Here is a 15,999-nt window from a genome sequence, read left to right as displayed (position 1 = left end):
CGACCGGGCCGGAAAACCTGGGGCGGGTGTGGGCGCCCGGTGGGACGATCACCTGGTGCGACGATCCAGCGAGGTGCCCCTGATCGCCCGCCAGGAGGAGGTCACCGCCTTCCGCGAGGCGCTGGAGCGTGCCGCGGACGGCGAGCCGGGCGTCCTCCTGCTCGGGGGCGACGCCGGCGTGGGCAAGACGCGCCTGGTCACGCACCTCGCGGACGTCGCCCGGGACGCCGGGGCGCGCGTCGTCGTCGCGCACTGCGTGGACCTCGGCGACGTCGGCATCCCGTACCTGCCGTTCACCGAGGCGCTGACCGAGCTGCGCGGCGTCCCCGCGGTGGCGGAGGTGGTCGCCGAGCGCCCGGCCCTCGCCCGCCTGCTCGACCCCGCCGGGCGCACCGACCAGGGCGCCGACAGCACGGAGCACGCCGAGCGGCTGCAGCTCCTCGACGGCGTGGCGGGCAGCCTCGCCGCGGCCGGCCGGGCGGGCTCTCCCCTGGTCCTGGTCGTCGAGGACGTGCACTGGGCGGACGAGTCCACGCGCGACGTGCTGCGGTTCGTCGTCGCGCGGCTGCGCTCGGAGCACCTGCTGCTCGTCGCGACCTACCGCAGCGACGACCTGCACCGCCGCCACCCCCTGCGCCCCGTCCTCGCGGAGCTGTACCGCCAGCGCCCCGTGGAGCACGTCGAGCTGTCCCCCTTCACGCCCGACGAGCTGCGCGAGTTCACCACCGCCACGCGGGGCGAGCCCCTCGACGAGGCGGAGTTCGACGCCGTCCGCTCCCGGTCGGACGGCAACGCCTTCTTCGCGGAGGAGCTGCTCGACGCGGGGCAGACCACCGCCGGCCTGCCGTGGTCGCTGGCCGACGTGCTCCACGCGCGCCTGCAGCGCCTCGACCCGGCGGTGCAGCAGCTGGTGCGCCTCGCCGCCGTCGCCGGCCGCCAGGTGGACGAGGCCCTGCTGCGCGCCACCGCGCCGCGCCTGCCCGGGCTGGACGCGCCCGGGGCCGCCGACGCCGCGCTGCGCGAGGCCGTGGCCCAGCAGGTGCTCGGCGTCGAGGGCCAGCACGTCGCCTTCCGGCACGCCCTCGTCGCCGAGGCGCTCGTGCTCGACCTGCTCCCCGGCGAGCGGACCTCGATGCACCGCGCGTACCTCGACGCGCTCACGACGGATCCCGCCCTCGGGAAGGCCGCGAAGCGCGCCCACCACGCCCTGGAGGGCCACGACCTGCCCGCCGCGCTCGTCGCCTCGCGCGACGCCGCCCGCAGCGCCGCGACGATGCTCGCCCCGGCGGAGGAGGCGCGGCACCTGGAGCAGGTGCTCTCCCTGTGGGAGTCGGTGCCGGACGCCGCAGAGCTGCTCGGCACCGACCGGATCGACCTCGTCCTCGAGACCGCCGCCGCCGCCAGCTCGGCCGGTCAGGCGTCGCGGGCGGAACAGCTCGCCCGGCGCGCCGTCGAGGGCCTCGACGGCGACCCCGAGCGGCAGGCCCGCCTGCGGCACGTGCTCGTGCGGTACGTCCTGGACCTCGAGGACCTGGACGACGCCCTCACCCAGAGCACCCGCGCGCTCGACGTGCTGCTGCCCGGCGCGACCGGCGACGACGGCCGCCCCGCGGCGGCCACCGGCACCGCGGTGCCCGCCGACGCGGCGACGTCGGACCTCGCGTGGACGCTCGCCGTGCACTCCCGCGTGCTGCTCAACAACGACCGTGACGAGGAGGCGGGCGCGTTCGCCCGGCAGGCGGTCGACGTCGCCCGCCGGGCCGACGCCCCCGACGCCGAGGCCGACGCCCTCACGACGCTCGCCATGCTGGAGGTCGGCACCCCGGACACCGCGGCCGACCTGCTCGACCGCGCCCGCGAGCGCGCCGTCGTCGCGGGCGACCTGCGCACCGAGATGCGCTGCTGGTACAACCTGGCCGCCACCCACTTCTACGCGGGGCACCTCGACCTGTCCGCCCAGGTGCTCGACGCCGGCATGGCGCGCGCCCGCTCGACCGGCGTCACGTGGGGCGCGTACGGCCTGGAGATGGTCGACCTCGCGCAGATCCGCGCGTACCTCACGGGCGACCTGTCCCCGTGGCCGCTGCCCGAGGGCGCCCCGGCGAGCGTGGTGCCGTACCTCGCCGCGGGCGGGCTGTACGCGCGGGTGGCGCGCGAGGGCGCGGACGCGATCGGCGCGGCGCAGGACATGCGCGCGCACTGGGGGAACGACGGCCAGATCGCGCTCATCGCCGGCGGCACGCTCGCGGACGCGCTCACGTGGGCCGGCCGGTTCGACGAGGCGGTCACGACGGCGGAGGAGGTCGCCACCCACCTGGGTGCCACGTGGTCCGAGTTCTTCCTCGGCCGGATCTGGCTGTCCGCGCTGGCCCTCGCCGCGCTCGCGGAGGACGCCCAGAGCGGCCCGCACCCCGCCGACGCCGCCCGCGAGCTGCTCGACCGCGGCGACACCCTCCTCGCCGTCGCGCGGGAGACGGCGCGGCGCGGGCGCCCGCGCGGCGGCCGCCTCGGGCCGGAGGGGCGCGCGTGGCTGAAGCGCGCCGAGGCGGAGCACTCCCGGCTGCGGGCGGCCCTCACGGACGAGCCCGCCGACCCGGGCCTGTGGGAGGCGACCGTCAAGGAGTTCGACTTCGGCTACCGCTACGAGGTGGCCCGGTCGCGGTTCCGCTGGGCGCAGGCGCTGCGGGCGGCCGGCGACGTCCCCGCGGCCGAGGTCGAGGCGGCCGAGGCGCTCGGCGAGGCGACCGACATGGGCGCGGCCCCGCTGGCCGACGCCGTCCACGCCTGGGGCCGGCGCGCCCGTGTGCCGCTGCCGGGCGGCCGCCGCACGTCGTCCGTCCTCACGGAGCGCGAGGAGGAGGTGCTGCTCCTCGTCGCCCAGGGGCTGAGCAACCGCCAGATCGGCGAGCGGCTGTACATCTCGACCAAGACGGTCAGCGTGCACGTGTCGAACCTGCTCGCCAAGCTCGGCGTGTCGGGCCGGGCGGAGGCCGTCGCCGTCGCGCACCGGCGCGGGCTGATCGGCGTCTGACCGGTCAAGGTCCATACTGGGCCCGTGCCGGAAGCCCAGGCTGTCGGCTCCCTGTCCGGCCCGTCGCCCGGCCCCGTGCCCGGTCCCGCGTCCGACCGCGTGCCCGGGCCGCCGCCCGGACCGGACACCAGTGAGCCCGTCGCAGACGAGGTGTTCGACCGCATCGCGCGGCTCGTGCACCGACAGCTCGGCGTGCCCGCCGCCGCCGTCGTCATGCTCACCGAGGACGGCGACATGAAGACCCTGCCGGGCGCCGTCGGGCTCCCGGACCCCGTGCAGCGCACCCGCCGCCTCGAGCTGCCCCAGCCCCTGACGACGACGGTCGCGCGCACGCGTACGCCGCTCGTCGTGCGCGACGCCGACGAGGACCCGCGCATGTCGGGCCGGCACACGATCGGCGGCCTGGTGCTCGCCGCGTACGCGGGCTACCCCATCGAGGACGCCCGCGGCCACGTCGTGGGCGCGCTGTGGGCCGTGTCGTCCGTGCCGCGCACCTGGACCGAGACCGACCTCGCCACCCTCGCCGACCTGTCCGCCGCGGCGTCGGGCGAGCTGCGGCTGCGCGCGGAGCGGGAGCGCGCCCGGCTGGCCGAGCAGGTGGCGTTCCGCGCGCACCGCCGGTCGCGGTTCCTGCTGGGGCTGTCGGAGCGGTTCGCGCGGGTCACCACGCTCGACGAGGTCGAGGACGCGATCGCGCACGTCATCGGCACCGGCACGGGCGCCCGCTGGGTGTCGCTGGCGCTGGTGGACGCCGACCGGCGGCACCTGTCGTTCTTCACCGTGGGCCACCACCACCCCGGCGAGCCGGCGCTGCGCAGCACCCGGCTCGACGCGCCCCGGCCCGACACGCACGTGGTGCGTAGCCGCACCGCGCTGCGGTTCCGCGACCACGCGGAGATGGTCGCGACGTACCCGGAGATGGGGCCGGTGGGGTCGGTCTCGGAGGGCGCCCGGTCGTTCCTGCCCGTGATGTCGAACGGCATGGTGGTGGGCGTCATCGCCTGCGTGTGGGACCAGGCGCGCGAGCACGACGCCGAGACGGCGGCGCTCGAGTCGACGATCAGCCGGTACGTGGCCCTCGCGCTGGAGCGGGTGGCGCTGCTGGAGGCGCGCCGGCGGGTGGCGACCACGCTGCAGGAGTCGATGCTCACCGCACCGCCCACGGTGGCGCACCTCGACATCGCGACCACCTACTCCCCCGCGGCACGGACCGACCAGGTGGGCGGCGACTGGTACGACGCGGTGGTGCGCGACGACGGCACCGCGATCGTCATGATCGGCGACGTCGCGGGCCACGACGTGCACGCCGCCGCGCAGATGGGCCAGCTGCGCTCCATGCTGCGGGCGCTGGCGTGGAGCCACGACGAGTCGCCGGCCGGCCTGCTGACCCGCCTGGACAAGGCGAACGCGCGCCTCGGCCCGCGGGCGATGGCGACCGCCGTCGTCGCACGCCTGGACCGCGACCCGGCGCCGTGCCCCGAGGAGGCCCTCGAGGGGGTCCCGCCGGCCGAGCGGCCCGAGCGCGCCTACACCCTCACCTGGTCGGTGGCCGGCCACCCGCCGCCGATGGTGCTGCGCCGCGACGGCCGCGTGGAGCGGCTGTCGGAGACCCCGGACCTGCTGCTGGGCGTGGTGCCCACGACGCCCCGCGTCGACCGCACCGCCCGCCTCCTGCCGGGCGACACCCTCGTGCTGTACACGGACGGGCTGGTGGAACGCCGGGGCGTGCCGAGCGACGAGCGCCTGTCCGACCTGGAGGGGGTGCTGCGCTCAGCGCACGGCGAGGCCACGTCCGCCGTCCCCCGCGCGCTGGTGCGCGGCCTCGTCGGCGACGCGCAGCGCGACGACGTCGCCGTGCTGGCGCTGCGGGTGCGCGTCCCGGCGCCGTCCGGGCCGCCGTCGTCGGCCGGGCCCGCGAAGGCGGAGCGGCGCGTGGCCGACGACGACCTCAGCGACCTCGGGCCGGCCCGCCGGTGGGTGGACGACGTGCTCGAGTCGTGCGACGTGTCCGACGAGCAGCGGCGCACGGCGATGCTGCTCACCAGCGAGGTGCTGACCAACGCGCTGGAGCACGGCGAGGGGCCGATCACCGCGACGGTCGAGGTGGACGGCCGCCGCCTGCGCGTCGGCGTCCGCGACGGCAGCACCGCCGAGCCGGAGCTGCAGTCGCCGCAGCCGCAGGACCTCTCGGGCCGCGGCGTGCTGTTCCTCGACCGGCTCGCGTCCCGGTGGGGCGTGCAGCGGCACGACGGCTCCGACGCGGTGGGGCGGCACTCCGGCGTGGTCGAGGGCAAGACCGTGTGGTTCGAGATCGACCGCGAGGCCCGGCCGCTCACCGGCACCGTGGCGCGCGTGCGGCCCCCGACCCCCGCGACCGGCGCCGTCCCCCTGGTCGAGCGCGTGGCGCGCGGCGACCGCGGCTGACCGCGCCCCTGGGCGGCTCCGTCGCCCCGGGCGACACCCTCACGGGTGTCGGCGGTACGTCGTACGGTGTGAGACGTGACACACACCGCCCCGCGCATCGTCGCGCCGCCCCGACCCCGGGCGACGACGACCGGCGCCGCCCCCGCGACCACGTCCGACGGCGAGGGCGAGGACGTCGGCGCCCTGCTCGAGCCGTTCCGCCGCGAGCTCACCGGCTACTGCTACCGGATGCTCGGCGGCGCTTTCGAGGCCGACGACGCGGTGCAGGAGACGATGCTGCGCGCCTGGCGGTCCTACGACCGGTTCGAGGGGCGCTCGTCGCTGCGGTCGTGGCTGTACCGCATCGCGACCAACGTCTGCTTCGACCACCTGGGGTCGTCCAAGCGGCGCGAGCGGCCGATGGGGCTCGGCGGGCCGCAGCCCGCGGAGGAGCAGTACTTCGGCGACGTGCTCGCCGAGGACCGGTGGCTCGAGCCCATGCCCGACGACGCCGTCCTGCCGCGCGAGGGCGACCCTGCCGACGTCGCGGTGGGGCGGGAGTCGATCCGCCTGGCGTTCGTGGCCGCGCTGCAGCACCTCCCGGCCCGGCAGCGCGCCGTGCTGGTGCTGCGCGAGGTGCTGCGCTGGTCGGCCGCCGAGGTCGCCGCCCTCCTCGACACCACCGTCGCGTCCGTGAACAGCGCGCTGCAGCGCGCCCGCGCCACCCTCGGCGCCAAGGGCCTGCGCCGGTCCGGCGGCGAGGACGGCGACGGCGCGGACGCCCCCGAGCCCCAGTGGTCCCAGATCGACCACGAGCTGCTCGAGCGGTACCTCGACGCCTTCGAGCGCTACGACATGGACGCCCTGGTGGCGCTGCTGCACGAGGACGCCGTGCTCAACATGCCGCCGTACACGATGTGGGTGCACGGCCGCTCCGAGGTGATCCGCTGGATGACCGGCCCCGGCGCCGGCTGCCGCGGGTCGCGGTGCGTGCCCGTGCAGGCCAACGGGTCGATGGCGTACGGCCAGTACCGGCGCGACCCGTCCGGCGGGTGGTCGCCGTGGGGGCTCGCCGTGCTGGAGGACGACGGCAGCGGCCGCATCACCGGCATCACGACGTTCCTCGACACCGCCACCTGGTTCCCCCGCTTCGGCCTGCCCGACCGGCTGCCCGCCCTCTGACCTGCGGCCTCGCCGCGCCTCGCAGGCCGCCCTGGGCTACGTTTTCCGGCATGACCACGGACGCCCCGCAGCCCGAGGGCGTGCCCCACGACGGGACGCCCCCGCCCGCGCCGGACGGCAGGACCGACGACGCGCTCGACGACGTCGACGACTCGGTCCGCCCCGTCCAGCACGACAGCCGCAACCCGCCGCGGTGGCTGCCGAAGGCGCTCGCCATGGTCGTGGTGGCCGTCTTCGTCGCCGGCTTCCTGTCGTACGCGTTCGGTCAGCTCGGCGGGCTCGCGGTCAACGTCCTGCTCTCGTTCTTCGTCGCCCTCGCGCTCGAGCCGATCGTGGTGTGGCTCGTGCGGCACGGCTGGCGGCGCGGCGCGGCCGCGGGCGTCTCGCTGGGCGGGGCGATCGTCGTCGTCCTGGGCGTGCTGGCCCTGTTCGGCAACCTGTTCGTGCAGCAGCTCATCCAGCTCGTCTCCACGCTGCCGCAGCTCTACACCAACGTCCAGACCAGCATCGAGGCCCGCTGGGACGTGACCGTCCCGGACTCGGACGACCTGGTGGCGCAGGCCCTCGACCAGTGGGGGCAGGACGTCGCCACGGGCGCGATCAGCGTCGGCGTGTCCGTCGTGGGGGTGCTCTTCGCGATCACCACGATCCTGCTCATCACGTACTACCTCATGGCGGCGGGCCCGAAGTTCCGCGCGGCGATCTGCGCCTGGCTGCGGCCCGACCGGCAGCAGGAGGTGCTGACGCTCTGGGAGATCACGCAGGTGAAGGTCTCCGACTTCATCAGCTCGCGCGTGGTGCTCGCCGCCCTGTCGAGCGTGTTCACGTTCGTCTTCCTCATCATCGTGCAGACCCCGTACGCGCTGCCGCTGGCGGTGTTCACGGGCGTGGTGTCGCAGTTCGTGCCCACCATCGGCACGTACATCGGCGGCGCCCTGCCGGTGGCCGTCGCGCTCGCCGCGCAGGGGCTGCCGCAGGCGATCGCCGTGCTGATCTTCATCGTCGCGTACCAGCAGGTGGAGAACCTGATCTTCTCCCCGCGGGTCAGCGCCCGGGCCCTGGAGATGAACCCCGCCGTGTCGTTCGTCGGCGTGCTCGGCTTCGGCGCCGTGTTCGGCGCGCTCGGCGCGTTCCTCGCCCTGCCGATCCTCGCGACCGTCCAGGCCCTGGGGAACACGTACCTGCAGCGGCACGAGCTCGTCGAGTCCCGGCTGCTGCACGACCCGGACACGCCGGCCGGCAGGGCGACCGGCCGCGGCGAGGGGTCGTGGTCGTCCCGACGACGCCGCAACCTCGAGGCCGGCGAGCGCGCCGCGCGCGAGGCCGAGGCCCGGCGTCGCGACGGCGCGGAGGAGTAGAGCATGGATCTCGTCGGTGGCATCGCCCTCGTCGTGGCGGTGGGCGTGGCCGGTCAGGTCGCGGCCCGGGCGCTGCGCGTGCCGTCCATCCTGCTGCTGCTCGTGCTGGGCATCCTCGTCGGCCCGGTCTTCGGCTGGCTCGACCCGGACGCGCTGTTCGGCGACGCGCTCTTCCCGCTCGTGTCCATGGCCGTCGGCCTGCTGCTCTTCGAGGAGTCGCTCAAGCTGGACTTCGGGCGCCTCCGCGGCGGCGCCCGACGGCCGGTGCTCGGCCTGGTCACCACCGGGGCCCTGGTCACCGGCCTCGGCGCCACCGCGATCGCGTACCTGTTCCTCGACGTGTCGTGGGGGCGGGCCGCCGTGATCGGCGCGATCCTCATCGTCTCCGGCCCCACGGTCGTCGGGCCGCTGCTCGCCATCATCCGCCCCCGCCAGCCCGTCGAGTCGGTGCTCGCCTTCGAGGGCATCTTCATCGACCCGATCGGCGCGACCGTGGCGCTCGCCGTGGCGAACGTCGTGCTGCACGCGGAGCCCGTCAGCCTGCTCGAGACGGGCGGCTGGGGCCTGCTCATCGGCGTCGTGGCCGCCGCGATGCTCGTGCTGCTCATCCGCTTCGGCAGGGTCCCCCGGGAGACCGAGGTGGTGCTCGCGTTCGCCTTCGCCCTCGGCGCCTACGCGCTCGCGGAGGGCTTGCACGACGAGGCGGGCCTGTTCGCCACGACGGCGCTCGGCGCGGTGCTGGCGAACCAGCGGGTGGCGCGCACCGAGCCGCTGCACGAGTTCGGCACGCACATCGGCCTGCTGCTCATCGGTTCGCTGTTCGTCGTCCTGTCCGCCCGCATCGACCTGGACGCGCTGGCGCGGTACGCCCTGCCCACCATCGGGATCGTCGCGCTCCTGGTGCTGGTGCTGCGCCCGGTGGTGGCCGCCCTGTCCACCCTCGGCACCGAGCTGCGCTGGTCGGACCGGGCGATGATCGGCTGGATGGCGCCGCGCGGCATCGTCGCGGCGTCCACGGCCTCCGTTTTCGCCCTGCGCTTCGAGGACGCCGGCGAGCCGTTCCCCCAGCTGGTGCCCGTGGTCTTCGGCGTCGTGCTGCTCACCGCGATCGTCTACGGATTCAGCGGCGCGCCGGCGGCGAAGCTGCTCGGCGTGCGCTCCGACGAGCGGGAGCGGCTCGACGACGACGGCCTCCCGGTGCTCGACCGGTCCGTCTGACCGCCCGCTGCCTACGATGGCCGCATGACCGGTCCGGTGCTGGTGGGCGTCCCGCGCGGCCACGACCCGAGCGTGACCCGCCGCGCCGCGGACCTGGCCGTGGCGCTCGGCGCCGAGCTGCTGTGCGTGGCGGTGGACGAGGCGTCGGTGCGCGAGCCGTCGGGCGCCGTCGTCCCCGTGGACCCCGACGCGGGGACCCCGGCGGCCGACGACCAGGCCCTGCGCGACGCCGTCGCCGCTGCGCTGGCCGGGAGCCCGGTGCCCTGGCGGCTCGAGCGCACCGCCGGCGACCCGGCCGCCGAGCTGGCCCGGCTCGCGGCCGCCCACGACGCCGTCCTCGTCGTCGTCGGGGCGCGACGCCCGGGCGTGCGCGGCTGGGCCACGCACCTCGTCGGCGGCACCGTCGCCGGGCGCCTGATCCACGACCAGCCCCGGCCGGTGGTCGTGCTGCCCGACGAGCGCGCGGGCGACGCCTCGTGACGGCGGGCAGCCCGCCCGCGCGCGTGCGCCCAGCCCATCGTCGGCCCGGGCTGGTCGCCCTGGTCGCGGCCGGCGGCGCGGTCGGCACCGCGGCCCGGTTCGGGCTGGCGCAGGCGTGGCCGGCCGTGGACGGGTGGCCCGTCGCGACGTTCGCCGCCAACGTGCTCGGCGCCTTCCTGCTCGGCTGGCTGCTGGAGGCGCTCGCCGCCCGCGGCCCGGAGACGCCCGCGGCGCAGCGGGTGCGCCTCGCCGTCGGCACCGGGGCGCTCGGCGGGTTCACCACGTTCTCGTCGCTCGCGCTGGAGACGGAGCGGCTGCTCGCGTCGGGGGCGGCGGGCCAGGCGCTGGCGTATGCGGGCGGCACCCTCGTGCTCGGCTTCCTCGCCTGCCTCGCGGGCGTGCTGCTCGGCGCGCGCCGACGCGGGAGCGCCCGTTGAGCGGCGCGACGACGCTGCTGCTCGTGGCCGTCGCGGGCGGCCTGGGCGCCGCCGCCCGGTTCGTCGTCGACGGCGCCGTGCGGGCGCGCACCCCCGGCGCGGCGTTCCCGTGGGCGACGGTCGTGGTGAACGTGTCCGGCTCGCTGCTGATCGGCCTGGTGACGGGCGCGCTGCTCGGCGCGGGCGCCCCCGCGGCGCTCGAGCCGTGGCGCGTCGGCGTCGCGACCGGCTTCTGCGGCGGCTACACCACCTTCTCGACGGCGATGGTGGAGACCGTGCGCCTCGCCCGGTCCGGGCGCCGGCGGCTGGCCGTCGCCAACGCCGTCGGCACCATGGCGCTCACGCTCGCCGCCGTCGTCGTGGGGATCGGCCTCGGCGTCCTCGCGGGCCGGCTGCTCTGACCACCAGGGTGTGTCACCTGACGAGCATTTGGGGATACACTTTCGTCATGCCCACCATCCACGACCGCATCCAGGTCACCCGGGACAAGCGGGTCGAGAAGATCCTCGCGCTCGGGCAGCGCCGGTTCCCCGGCGAGCGTCCCGGCCGCGTGCTGGTGGATCTCGCCGGTGAGCGGGCGGAGCAGCTCGCCCGTGAGGCCGCGTACCCGCTCGACACGATCCCCGTCTTCCGTTCCCCGGCACGCACCGTGACCCGCGAGATGGTCGCCGACGCGCTGGACGACGATGAGTGAACGGGTCGAGCTCGCCGACGCCAACGTCCTGCTCGCGCTCACCCTCGCGGACCACGTCGACCACGCGGCGGCACGCGCCTGGCTGACGCAGGTGTCGCGGTTCGCCACGACGCCGATGACGGAGACCGCCCTGGTGCGGCTGCTGCTCAACCCCGCCATCACCGTCGACGACGACGGGCGTGCCCTCACCGTCGACGTCGCCATCGACACCTTGCGCGCCGTCAAGGGCCTGCCGAACGCGGAGTTCGTGGCCGACGCGACCTCGATCGCGGACGCCCGGGCGCTCACCAGGCACGTCACCGGTCACCGACAGGTGACCGACACCCACCTGCTCAATCTCGCCATCGCCCACGGTGGCGTCCTGGCGACCTTCGACACCAGGATCCACGCCTCCCTCCGGCCACGCGACCGCCGGCACGTCCACGTGATCGGCCAGGGCGAGCGGTGACGGGCACGCCACCCCGCTAGTTTGGGCGCATGCTGCCGTCCGCCTCGAAGCTTCTTCTGCTCGATACCGCGAGCCTGTACTTCCGCGCCTTCTACGGCCTGCCCGACTCGCTGCGCTCCCCCGACGGCAGGCCCGTCAACGCGGTGCGCGGCCTGCTCGACATGATCGCGTTCCTCGTCACCGAGCACCGGCCGGACCGGCTCGTGGCGTGCTGGGACGAGGACTGGCGGCCGGCGTTCCGCGTCGAGGCGATCGGCTCGTACAAACAGCACCGGGTCGCCGCGGTCACGCCAGCCGGCGAGCCCGACGTCGAGGACGTGCCCGAGGCGCTGACGCCCCAGGTGCCGGTGATCGTGGACGTGCTGGCGGCGCTCGGCATCGCCCGCGTCGGGGCGCCCGGCTTCGAGGCGGACGACGTCATCGGCACCCTCGTCACGCGCGAGGTGGCGCGCAGCGCCGCGACCGCGCTGCCCGTAGCGGGGGCCGTCGGGATGGTGATGCCGGCGAGCGTCGACATCGTCACCGGCGACCGCGACCTGTTCCAGCTCGTCGACGACGCGGCCGGCGTGCGCGTGCTCTACCCGGCACGCGGCGTGCGCGACCCCGACGTCGTCGACGAGGCCCGCCTCGCGGAGAAGTACGGCGTGCCCAGCGGCCAGGCGTACGCCGACATGGCGACCCTGCGCGGCGATCCCTCCGACGGCCTGCCCGGCGTGCCCGGCATCGGCGAGAAGACGGCGGCCAAGCTGCTCGCCACGTTCGGCGACCTGGCCGGGCTGCGCGCCGCCGCGGAGTCGGGGGCGAAGGGCCTCACCCCGACGCAGCGGCAAAAGCTGCTCGACGCCGCCGCCTACCTCGACGTCGCGCCCACCGTGGTGCAGGTCGCCCACGACGCCCCCGTCGCCGAGGTCGACGACGCGCTGCCGCGCACCCCGAAGGACCCCGAGGCGCTGGATGCGCTCGCCGAGCGCTGGGGCATCCGCAGCAGCGTGGACCGCGTGCTCACGGCCCTCGCCGCCGGTTGAGCACCGCTGGCTGAGCATGTCGAAACCCGGCCTCGTTGGTGAGCCTGTCGAAACCCGGCCCCGCTGGTTGAGCCTGTCGAAACCCGGTTCCTTCGACGGTCACCGGGTTTCGACACGCTCAACCAACGAGGCTCAACCACCGAAGGGGAAGACGCAGAACTCGTTGCCCTCGGGGTCGGCCATGACGGTCCAGCCGATCTCGTCGTCCTGCGGGCGCAGCACCCGCGCACCGCGGGCGACGAGGTCGTCGAGGGTGACGCCGTCGTCCAGCGTGACGTCCCAGTGCCAGCGGTTCTTGACCGTCTTCGGCTCGGGCACGGGGACGAAGTCGAACGACTCGAACGGCACGCCCGCGCCGCGGTCCAGGTAGGCGTAGGCGCCGCCCTCGTGGTCGTCCCAGGTCAGGTCGCCGCCCAGCAGGCCGTGCCAGAACTCCGCGACCACCGGGTAGTCCGCGCAGTCGACGACGATGTCCTTGAGCCGGTACGCCGGCACCTCGTCGTCGGTGAACACGCAGAGCTGGCCGCCCTCGGGGTCGGCCAGCGTCGTGTAGTGGAACCGGCCCGGCTCGCTCAGGCGCGGACGGTCGGGGAAGTCGTCGAGCGACCGGGCGCGCACGTCCGGGTGCACGCGGTGCTTGACCGTCTTCGCCTCGGGCACGGTGTTCACCCAGATCGTCCGCTCCGGGACGGGATCGGGGCCCGGGTCGCGCAGCACGACGTCGCCGTCGTCCAGCGGCTCCACCCGCAACCCGAGCGTGCGGGCCCAGAACTCCCCCAGCACGGCCGCGTCCGTGGCGTCGACGCACAGGTCCTTGAACGTCACCAGGCTCATGACCGGCACCATAGTCGTGCTGCGAGCGGGCGTTTGGCCCTGTTCTCGGTCGAGAACAGGGCCAAACGCCCGCTCACACAGAACGTCAGGGTCAGCCGGTGTTCTGGAGGCCGGCGGAGACGCCGTTCACGGTGAGCAGCAGCAGGTGCTGCCAGCGGTCCTTGTAGCCGCCGTCCACCCACTCGCCGTCGTCCACGGTGAGGCCCTCGCTGGCGCCCTGGCTGCGCAGCGCGCGCAGGGCGCGCACCTGGAGCAGCGACAGCGCGTCGACGTACGGCGAGCGCAGCTGGACGGCGCGGCCGAGGACGCGGCGGTTGGCGAGCGGCCACTCGTTGCCGGTCACCTTCAGCACCCACTCGCGGGTCAGCCGCAGCTCACCGAGCACGAGCTGTGCGAGGTCGTCGCGGTCGCCGAGCGCCAGGTACTGCGCGGCGATGTCCTCCTGCGTCTTGGCGAGGCCCATCTCCACGGTGTCGAGCAGCGTGGTGAACAGGGGCCACTCGCGGTACGCGGCCTGCAGCTCCTCCAGCCCGCCCGGCCGCTCACCGGCCGAGCGCAGCGCCGTGCCGAGGCCGAACCAGCCCGCGAGGTTGATGCGCGCCTGCGACCAGGAGAACACCCACGGGATGGCGCGCAGGTCGTCGAGCGAGTTGACCGACAGGCCGCGCTTGGCGGGGCGGGAGCCGATCGGCAGCAGGCCGACCTCTTCCAGCGGCGTCACCTGCGCGAACCACTGCGGGAAGCCCTCGGACTTCACGAGGCCGTGGAAGGCGGCGCGCGACGTCTCGTCGAGCGCGGCGGCCAGCGGCGCGAACCGCTCCCGAGCCTCGGCGTTGCGCTTCTCCACCGTCGGCGCGGAGGCGAGCAGCGTCGCCGCGGCGACCTGCTCGATGTGCCGGGCGGCGATCGTCGGGTCGCCGTAGCGGGCGAGGATGACCTCGCCCTGCTCGGTGAGCTTGAACCGGCCGTCCACCGAGTGCGGCGGCTGGGCGAGCACCGCGCGGTTGGCGGGGCCGCCGCCGCGGCCGAGCGAGCCGCCGCGGCCGTGGAACTGGGTCAGCGTGATGTCGTGGCGCTGCGCCCACTCGGCGATCCGGGACTGCGCCTTGTGCAGGGCCAGGGTCGCGGCGACGGGGCCGACGTCCTTCGACGAGTCCGAGTAGCCGAGCATGACCTCGACGCGGCGACCGTTCTCCGCGAGGCGGCGCTGCACCTCGGGGAACTCCAGCATCGCCTCGAGGATGTCGACCGAGTTCTCCAGGTCGTCGAAGGTCTCGAACAGCGGGACCGCGTCGACGACGGGAGCGTCGTCGGAGCCCTCGAACGCGAGCGCGGCCAGCCGGTAGACCGCGGCCAGGTGCTCGGGGGCCTGCGTGAACGACACGATGTACCGGCGGGCGGCGCGGATGCCGAACCGCTTCTGCACGGCGCCGAGGGCGCGGTACGTGTCCAGCACCTCGACGGTGCGCTCGGAGAGGTCGCCGTGGATGCCCTTCTCGTCGATCTCGGCGAGGGCCGCGGCGTGCACCTGCGAGTGCTGGCGCACCTCCAGCTCGGCGAGATGGAAGCCGAAGGTCTGCACCTGCCACACGAGCCTCTGCAGGTCGCCGTAGGCGGCGCGGGGTGCGCCCGCCTCGACGAGGGAGCGCTGCACGACCTCGAGGTCGGCGACGAGCTCCTCCGGCTCCCGGTACCCGAGGTCGGCGTCGCGGCGGCGGGTCGCGGCGACCCGGCCCGCGACGGCGAGGACGGCGGCGCGGTGCGGCTCGTTCGGCGAGTCGGCGGACGCGCGGGTGACGAGGTCGTCGGAGAGCTGCCGCATCCGCTGCCACAGCGCCTTGAGCTCGGCCGAGGCGGGGGTGCCCTCCTCGTCGAGCGTGAGCTTGCGCCCCGTCTCGACGGCGGCCGTCTCGAGCGCGCTGAGCGCGTGCTCCGCGGCGAGGGTCGCGGCCTGGCGGGTGACCTCGGCGGTGACGTTCGGGTTGCCGTCGCGGTCTCCGCCGATCCAGGAACCGAGGTGGACGAACGGCCGCGCGACGGGCGGCACGCTGCCGGCGGCGCCGTCGAGCAGCCAGTCGTCGAGGCGGCGGTACACCTCGGGGAAGGTGGTGAACATGGTGGCGTCGAACACGCCCATCGCGGTCTTCACCTCGTCCAGCACGGACGGCTTGTGCGCGCGGATGGGCGACGTGCGCCACATGGTGTCGATCTCGGCGAGCAGGCGGCGCTCGTTCTCGGCGAGCGTGGTGCCGCCGGGACGCATCGTGTCGCGGTCCGCGACCAGCGCGGAGATGCGGCGCACGGCGCCGGAGACGGCGCGACGGCGGGCCTCGGTGGGGTGCGCGGTGAGGACCGGGCGGAACTCGATCTCGCCCAGGCGCCGCAGCGCCTCGTCGCGGCCGACCTCCTCCGCGAGCTGGGTGAACGCCTGCGGCAGGGAGTCCTCGATGACGACGCCCGACGCGGCGTCGGACTCGCGCGCCCGCAGCACGCGGACGCGGTGGTACTCCTCCGCGAGGTTCGCCAGGTGGAAGTAGCAGGTGAAGGCGCGCGCGACCTGCTCGGCGCGCTCCGGCGTGAAGCCGGCCACGACCTCGGCCGCCTCCGCCAGCGTCGCGCCGCCGTCGTCCGCCCCGTAGGCGCGGATGGTCAGGCCGCGGAGACGCTCGACGTCGTCGAGCAGGCTCTGCCCGCCCGCCTCCTTCAGCACGGTGCCGAGCAGCCCGCCCAGCAGGCGGATGTCGTCCCGCAGCGGGTCGGGCATCTCGTGGCGTGCCACCACGCGTTCGATCGAGCCGGTGGATCCCAGGTTCTCGCTCACGGGACTAGAGGGTAAGCCGTCCCGCCGCCCGGGCGTCGAGCCGTCCGGCAGGTGACCCCGGGACTGTG

At 75.3% G+C, this 15,999-nt stretch carries 13 protein-coding genes; 11 read left to right on the top strand and 2 right to left on the bottom strand.

Annotated elements, in window-relative coordinates; genetic code table 11:
• Positions 1–55 precede the first annotated feature (55 nt).
• The 11 genes from AAG589_RS20465 (at position 56) to AAG589_RS20415 (ending at position 12,276) form a co-directional block, all read left to right on the top strand.
• Positions 56–3,031 carry a helix-turn-helix transcriptional regulator gene (locus AAG589_RS20465; protein ID WP_430569138.1) on the top strand — a complete coding sequence of 992 codons (2,976 nt, stop codon included), beginning with the start codon at positions 56–58 and terminating at the stop codon, positions 3,029–3,031.
• A gap of 24 nt (positions 3,032–3,055) precedes the next feature.
• Positions 3,056–5,455 carry a SpoIIE family protein phosphatase gene (locus tag AAG589_RS20460; protein WP_430569137.1) on the top strand — a complete coding sequence of 800 codons (2,400 nt, stop codon included), beginning with the start codon at positions 3,056–3,058 and terminating at the stop codon, positions 5,453–5,455.
• A 75-nt stretch (positions 5,456–5,530) separates the two neighbouring features.
• Positions 5,531–6,616, top strand: coding sequence for a sigma-70 family RNA polymerase sigma factor (locus tag AAG589_RS20455; RefSeq protein ID WP_430569136.1), 1,086 nt, complete (start codon positions 5,531–5,533; stop codon positions 6,614–6,616).
• Between the two features lie 50 nt (positions 6,617–6,666).
• Entirely contained in the window at positions 6,667–7,974 is a 1,308-nt protein-coding gene (locus AAG589_RS20450; RefSeq protein WP_430569135.1) for an AI-2E family transporter, read from the top strand.
• Positions 7,975–7,977: 3 nt separating this feature from the next.
• Positions 7,978–9,192 carry a cation:proton antiporter gene (locus tag AAG589_RS20445; RefSeq protein WP_430569134.1) on the top strand — a complete coding sequence of 405 codons (1,215 nt, stop codon included), beginning with the start codon at positions 7,978–7,980 and terminating at the stop codon, positions 9,190–9,192.
• 24 nt (positions 9,193–9,216) lie between these two features.
• Positions 9,217–9,672 (top strand): universal stress protein, encoded by a 456-nt coding sequence (locus tag AAG589_RS20440; RefSeq protein WP_430569133.1) that lies wholly within the window; start codon positions 9,217–9,219, stop codon positions 9,670–9,672.
• On the top strand, positions 9,669–10,109 hold the full coding sequence (locus AAG589_RS20435) for a fluoride efflux transporter FluC (protein ID WP_430569132.1): 441 nt from the start codon (positions 9,669–9,671) through the stop codon (positions 10,107–10,109). The genes AAG589_RS20440 and AAG589_RS20435 overlap by 4 nt, the downstream gene beginning before the upstream one ends.
• Complete coding sequence (locus tag AAG589_RS20430) at positions 10,106–10,510, top strand: fluoride efflux transporter FluC (RefSeq protein WP_430569131.1); 405 nt, start codon at positions 10,106–10,108, stop codon at positions 10,508–10,510. Before AAG589_RS20435 ends, AAG589_RS20430 begins: the two co-directional genes overlap by 4 nt.
• Positions 10,511–10,557: 47 nt before the next feature.
• The gene (locus tag AAG589_RS20425; RefSeq protein ID WP_430569130.1) at positions 10,558–10,803 is read left to right on the top strand and encodes a hypothetical protein; all 246 of its coding nucleotides are present in this window, start codon (positions 10,558–10,560) and stop codon (positions 10,801–10,803) included.
• Positions 10,796–11,251: a TA system VapC family ribonuclease toxin gene (locus AAG589_RS20420; protein ID WP_430569129.1), complete on the top strand. Its 456-nt coding sequence runs from the start codon at positions 10,796–10,798 to the stop codon at positions 11,249–11,251. The genes AAG589_RS20425 and AAG589_RS20420 overlap by 8 nt, the downstream gene beginning before the upstream one ends.
• Positions 11,252–11,280: 29 nt before the next feature.
• Positions 11,281–12,276 carry a 5'-3' exonuclease gene (locus tag AAG589_RS20415; RefSeq protein ID WP_430569128.1) on the top strand — a complete coding sequence of 332 codons (996 nt, stop codon included), beginning with the start codon at positions 11,281–11,283 and terminating at the stop codon, positions 12,274–12,276.
• A 132-nt stretch (positions 12,277–12,408) separates the two neighbouring features.
• Here the strand turns inward: AAG589_RS20415 and AAG589_RS20410 are convergent, their stop codons facing one another.
• Positions 12,409–13,110, bottom strand: coding sequence for a VOC family protein (locus AAG589_RS20410; protein WP_430569127.1), 702 nt, complete (start codon positions 13,108–13,110; stop codon positions 12,409–12,411).
• A gap of 91 nt (positions 13,111–13,201) precedes the next feature.
• Positions 13,202–15,874: a phosphoenolpyruvate carboxylase gene (locus tag AAG589_RS20405; RefSeq protein WP_430569226.1), complete on the bottom strand. Its 2,673-nt coding sequence runs from the start codon at positions 15,872–15,874 to the stop codon at positions 13,202–13,204.
• Positions 15,875–15,999: the final 125 nt, after the last annotated feature.

The sequence above is a fragment of the Isoptericola sp. F-RaC21 genome (genome assembly GCF_038593535.1).
GTDB lineage: Bacteria > Actinomycetota > Actinomycetes > Actinomycetales > Cellulomonadaceae > Isoptericola.
Note: the sequence above shows the minus strand (reverse complement) of the source record. Positions and strands in the feature narration are given on the sequence as shown.

Bases quoted from the DNA above. Each gene is read 5' to 3' on its own strand.
- AAG589_RS20450 (WP_430569135.1), top strand. From the start codon at position 6,667: ATGACCACGGACGCCCCGCAGCCCGAGGGCGTGCCCCACGACGGGACG.
- AAG589_RS20445 (WP_430569134.1), top strand. From the start codon at position 7,978: ATGGATCTCGTCGGTGGCATCGCCCTCGTCGTGGCGGTGGGCGTGGCC.
- AAG589_RS20440 (WP_430569133.1), top strand. From the start codon at position 9,217: ATGACCGGTCCGGTGCTGGTGGGCGTCCCGCGCGGCCACGACCCGAGC.
- AAG589_RS20425 (WP_430569130.1), top strand. From the start codon at position 10,558: ATGCCCACCATCCACGACCGCATCCAGGTCACCCGGGACAAGCGGGTC.
- AAG589_RS20420 (WP_430569129.1), top strand. From the start codon at position 10,796: ATGAGTGAACGGGTCGAGCTCGCCGACGCCAACGTCCTGCTCGCGCTC.
- AAG589_RS20415 (WP_430569128.1), top strand. From the start codon at position 11,281: ATGCTGCCGTCCGCCTCGAAGCTTCTTCTGCTCGATACCGCGAGCCTG.
- AAG589_RS20410 (WP_430569127.1), bottom strand. From the start codon at position 13,110: ATGAGCCTGGTGACGTTCAAGGACCTGTGCGTCGACGCCACGGACGCG.
- AAG589_RS20405 (WP_430569226.1), bottom strand. From the start codon at position 15,874: ATGCCCGACCCGCTGCGGGACGACATCCGCCTGCTGGGCGGGCTGCTC.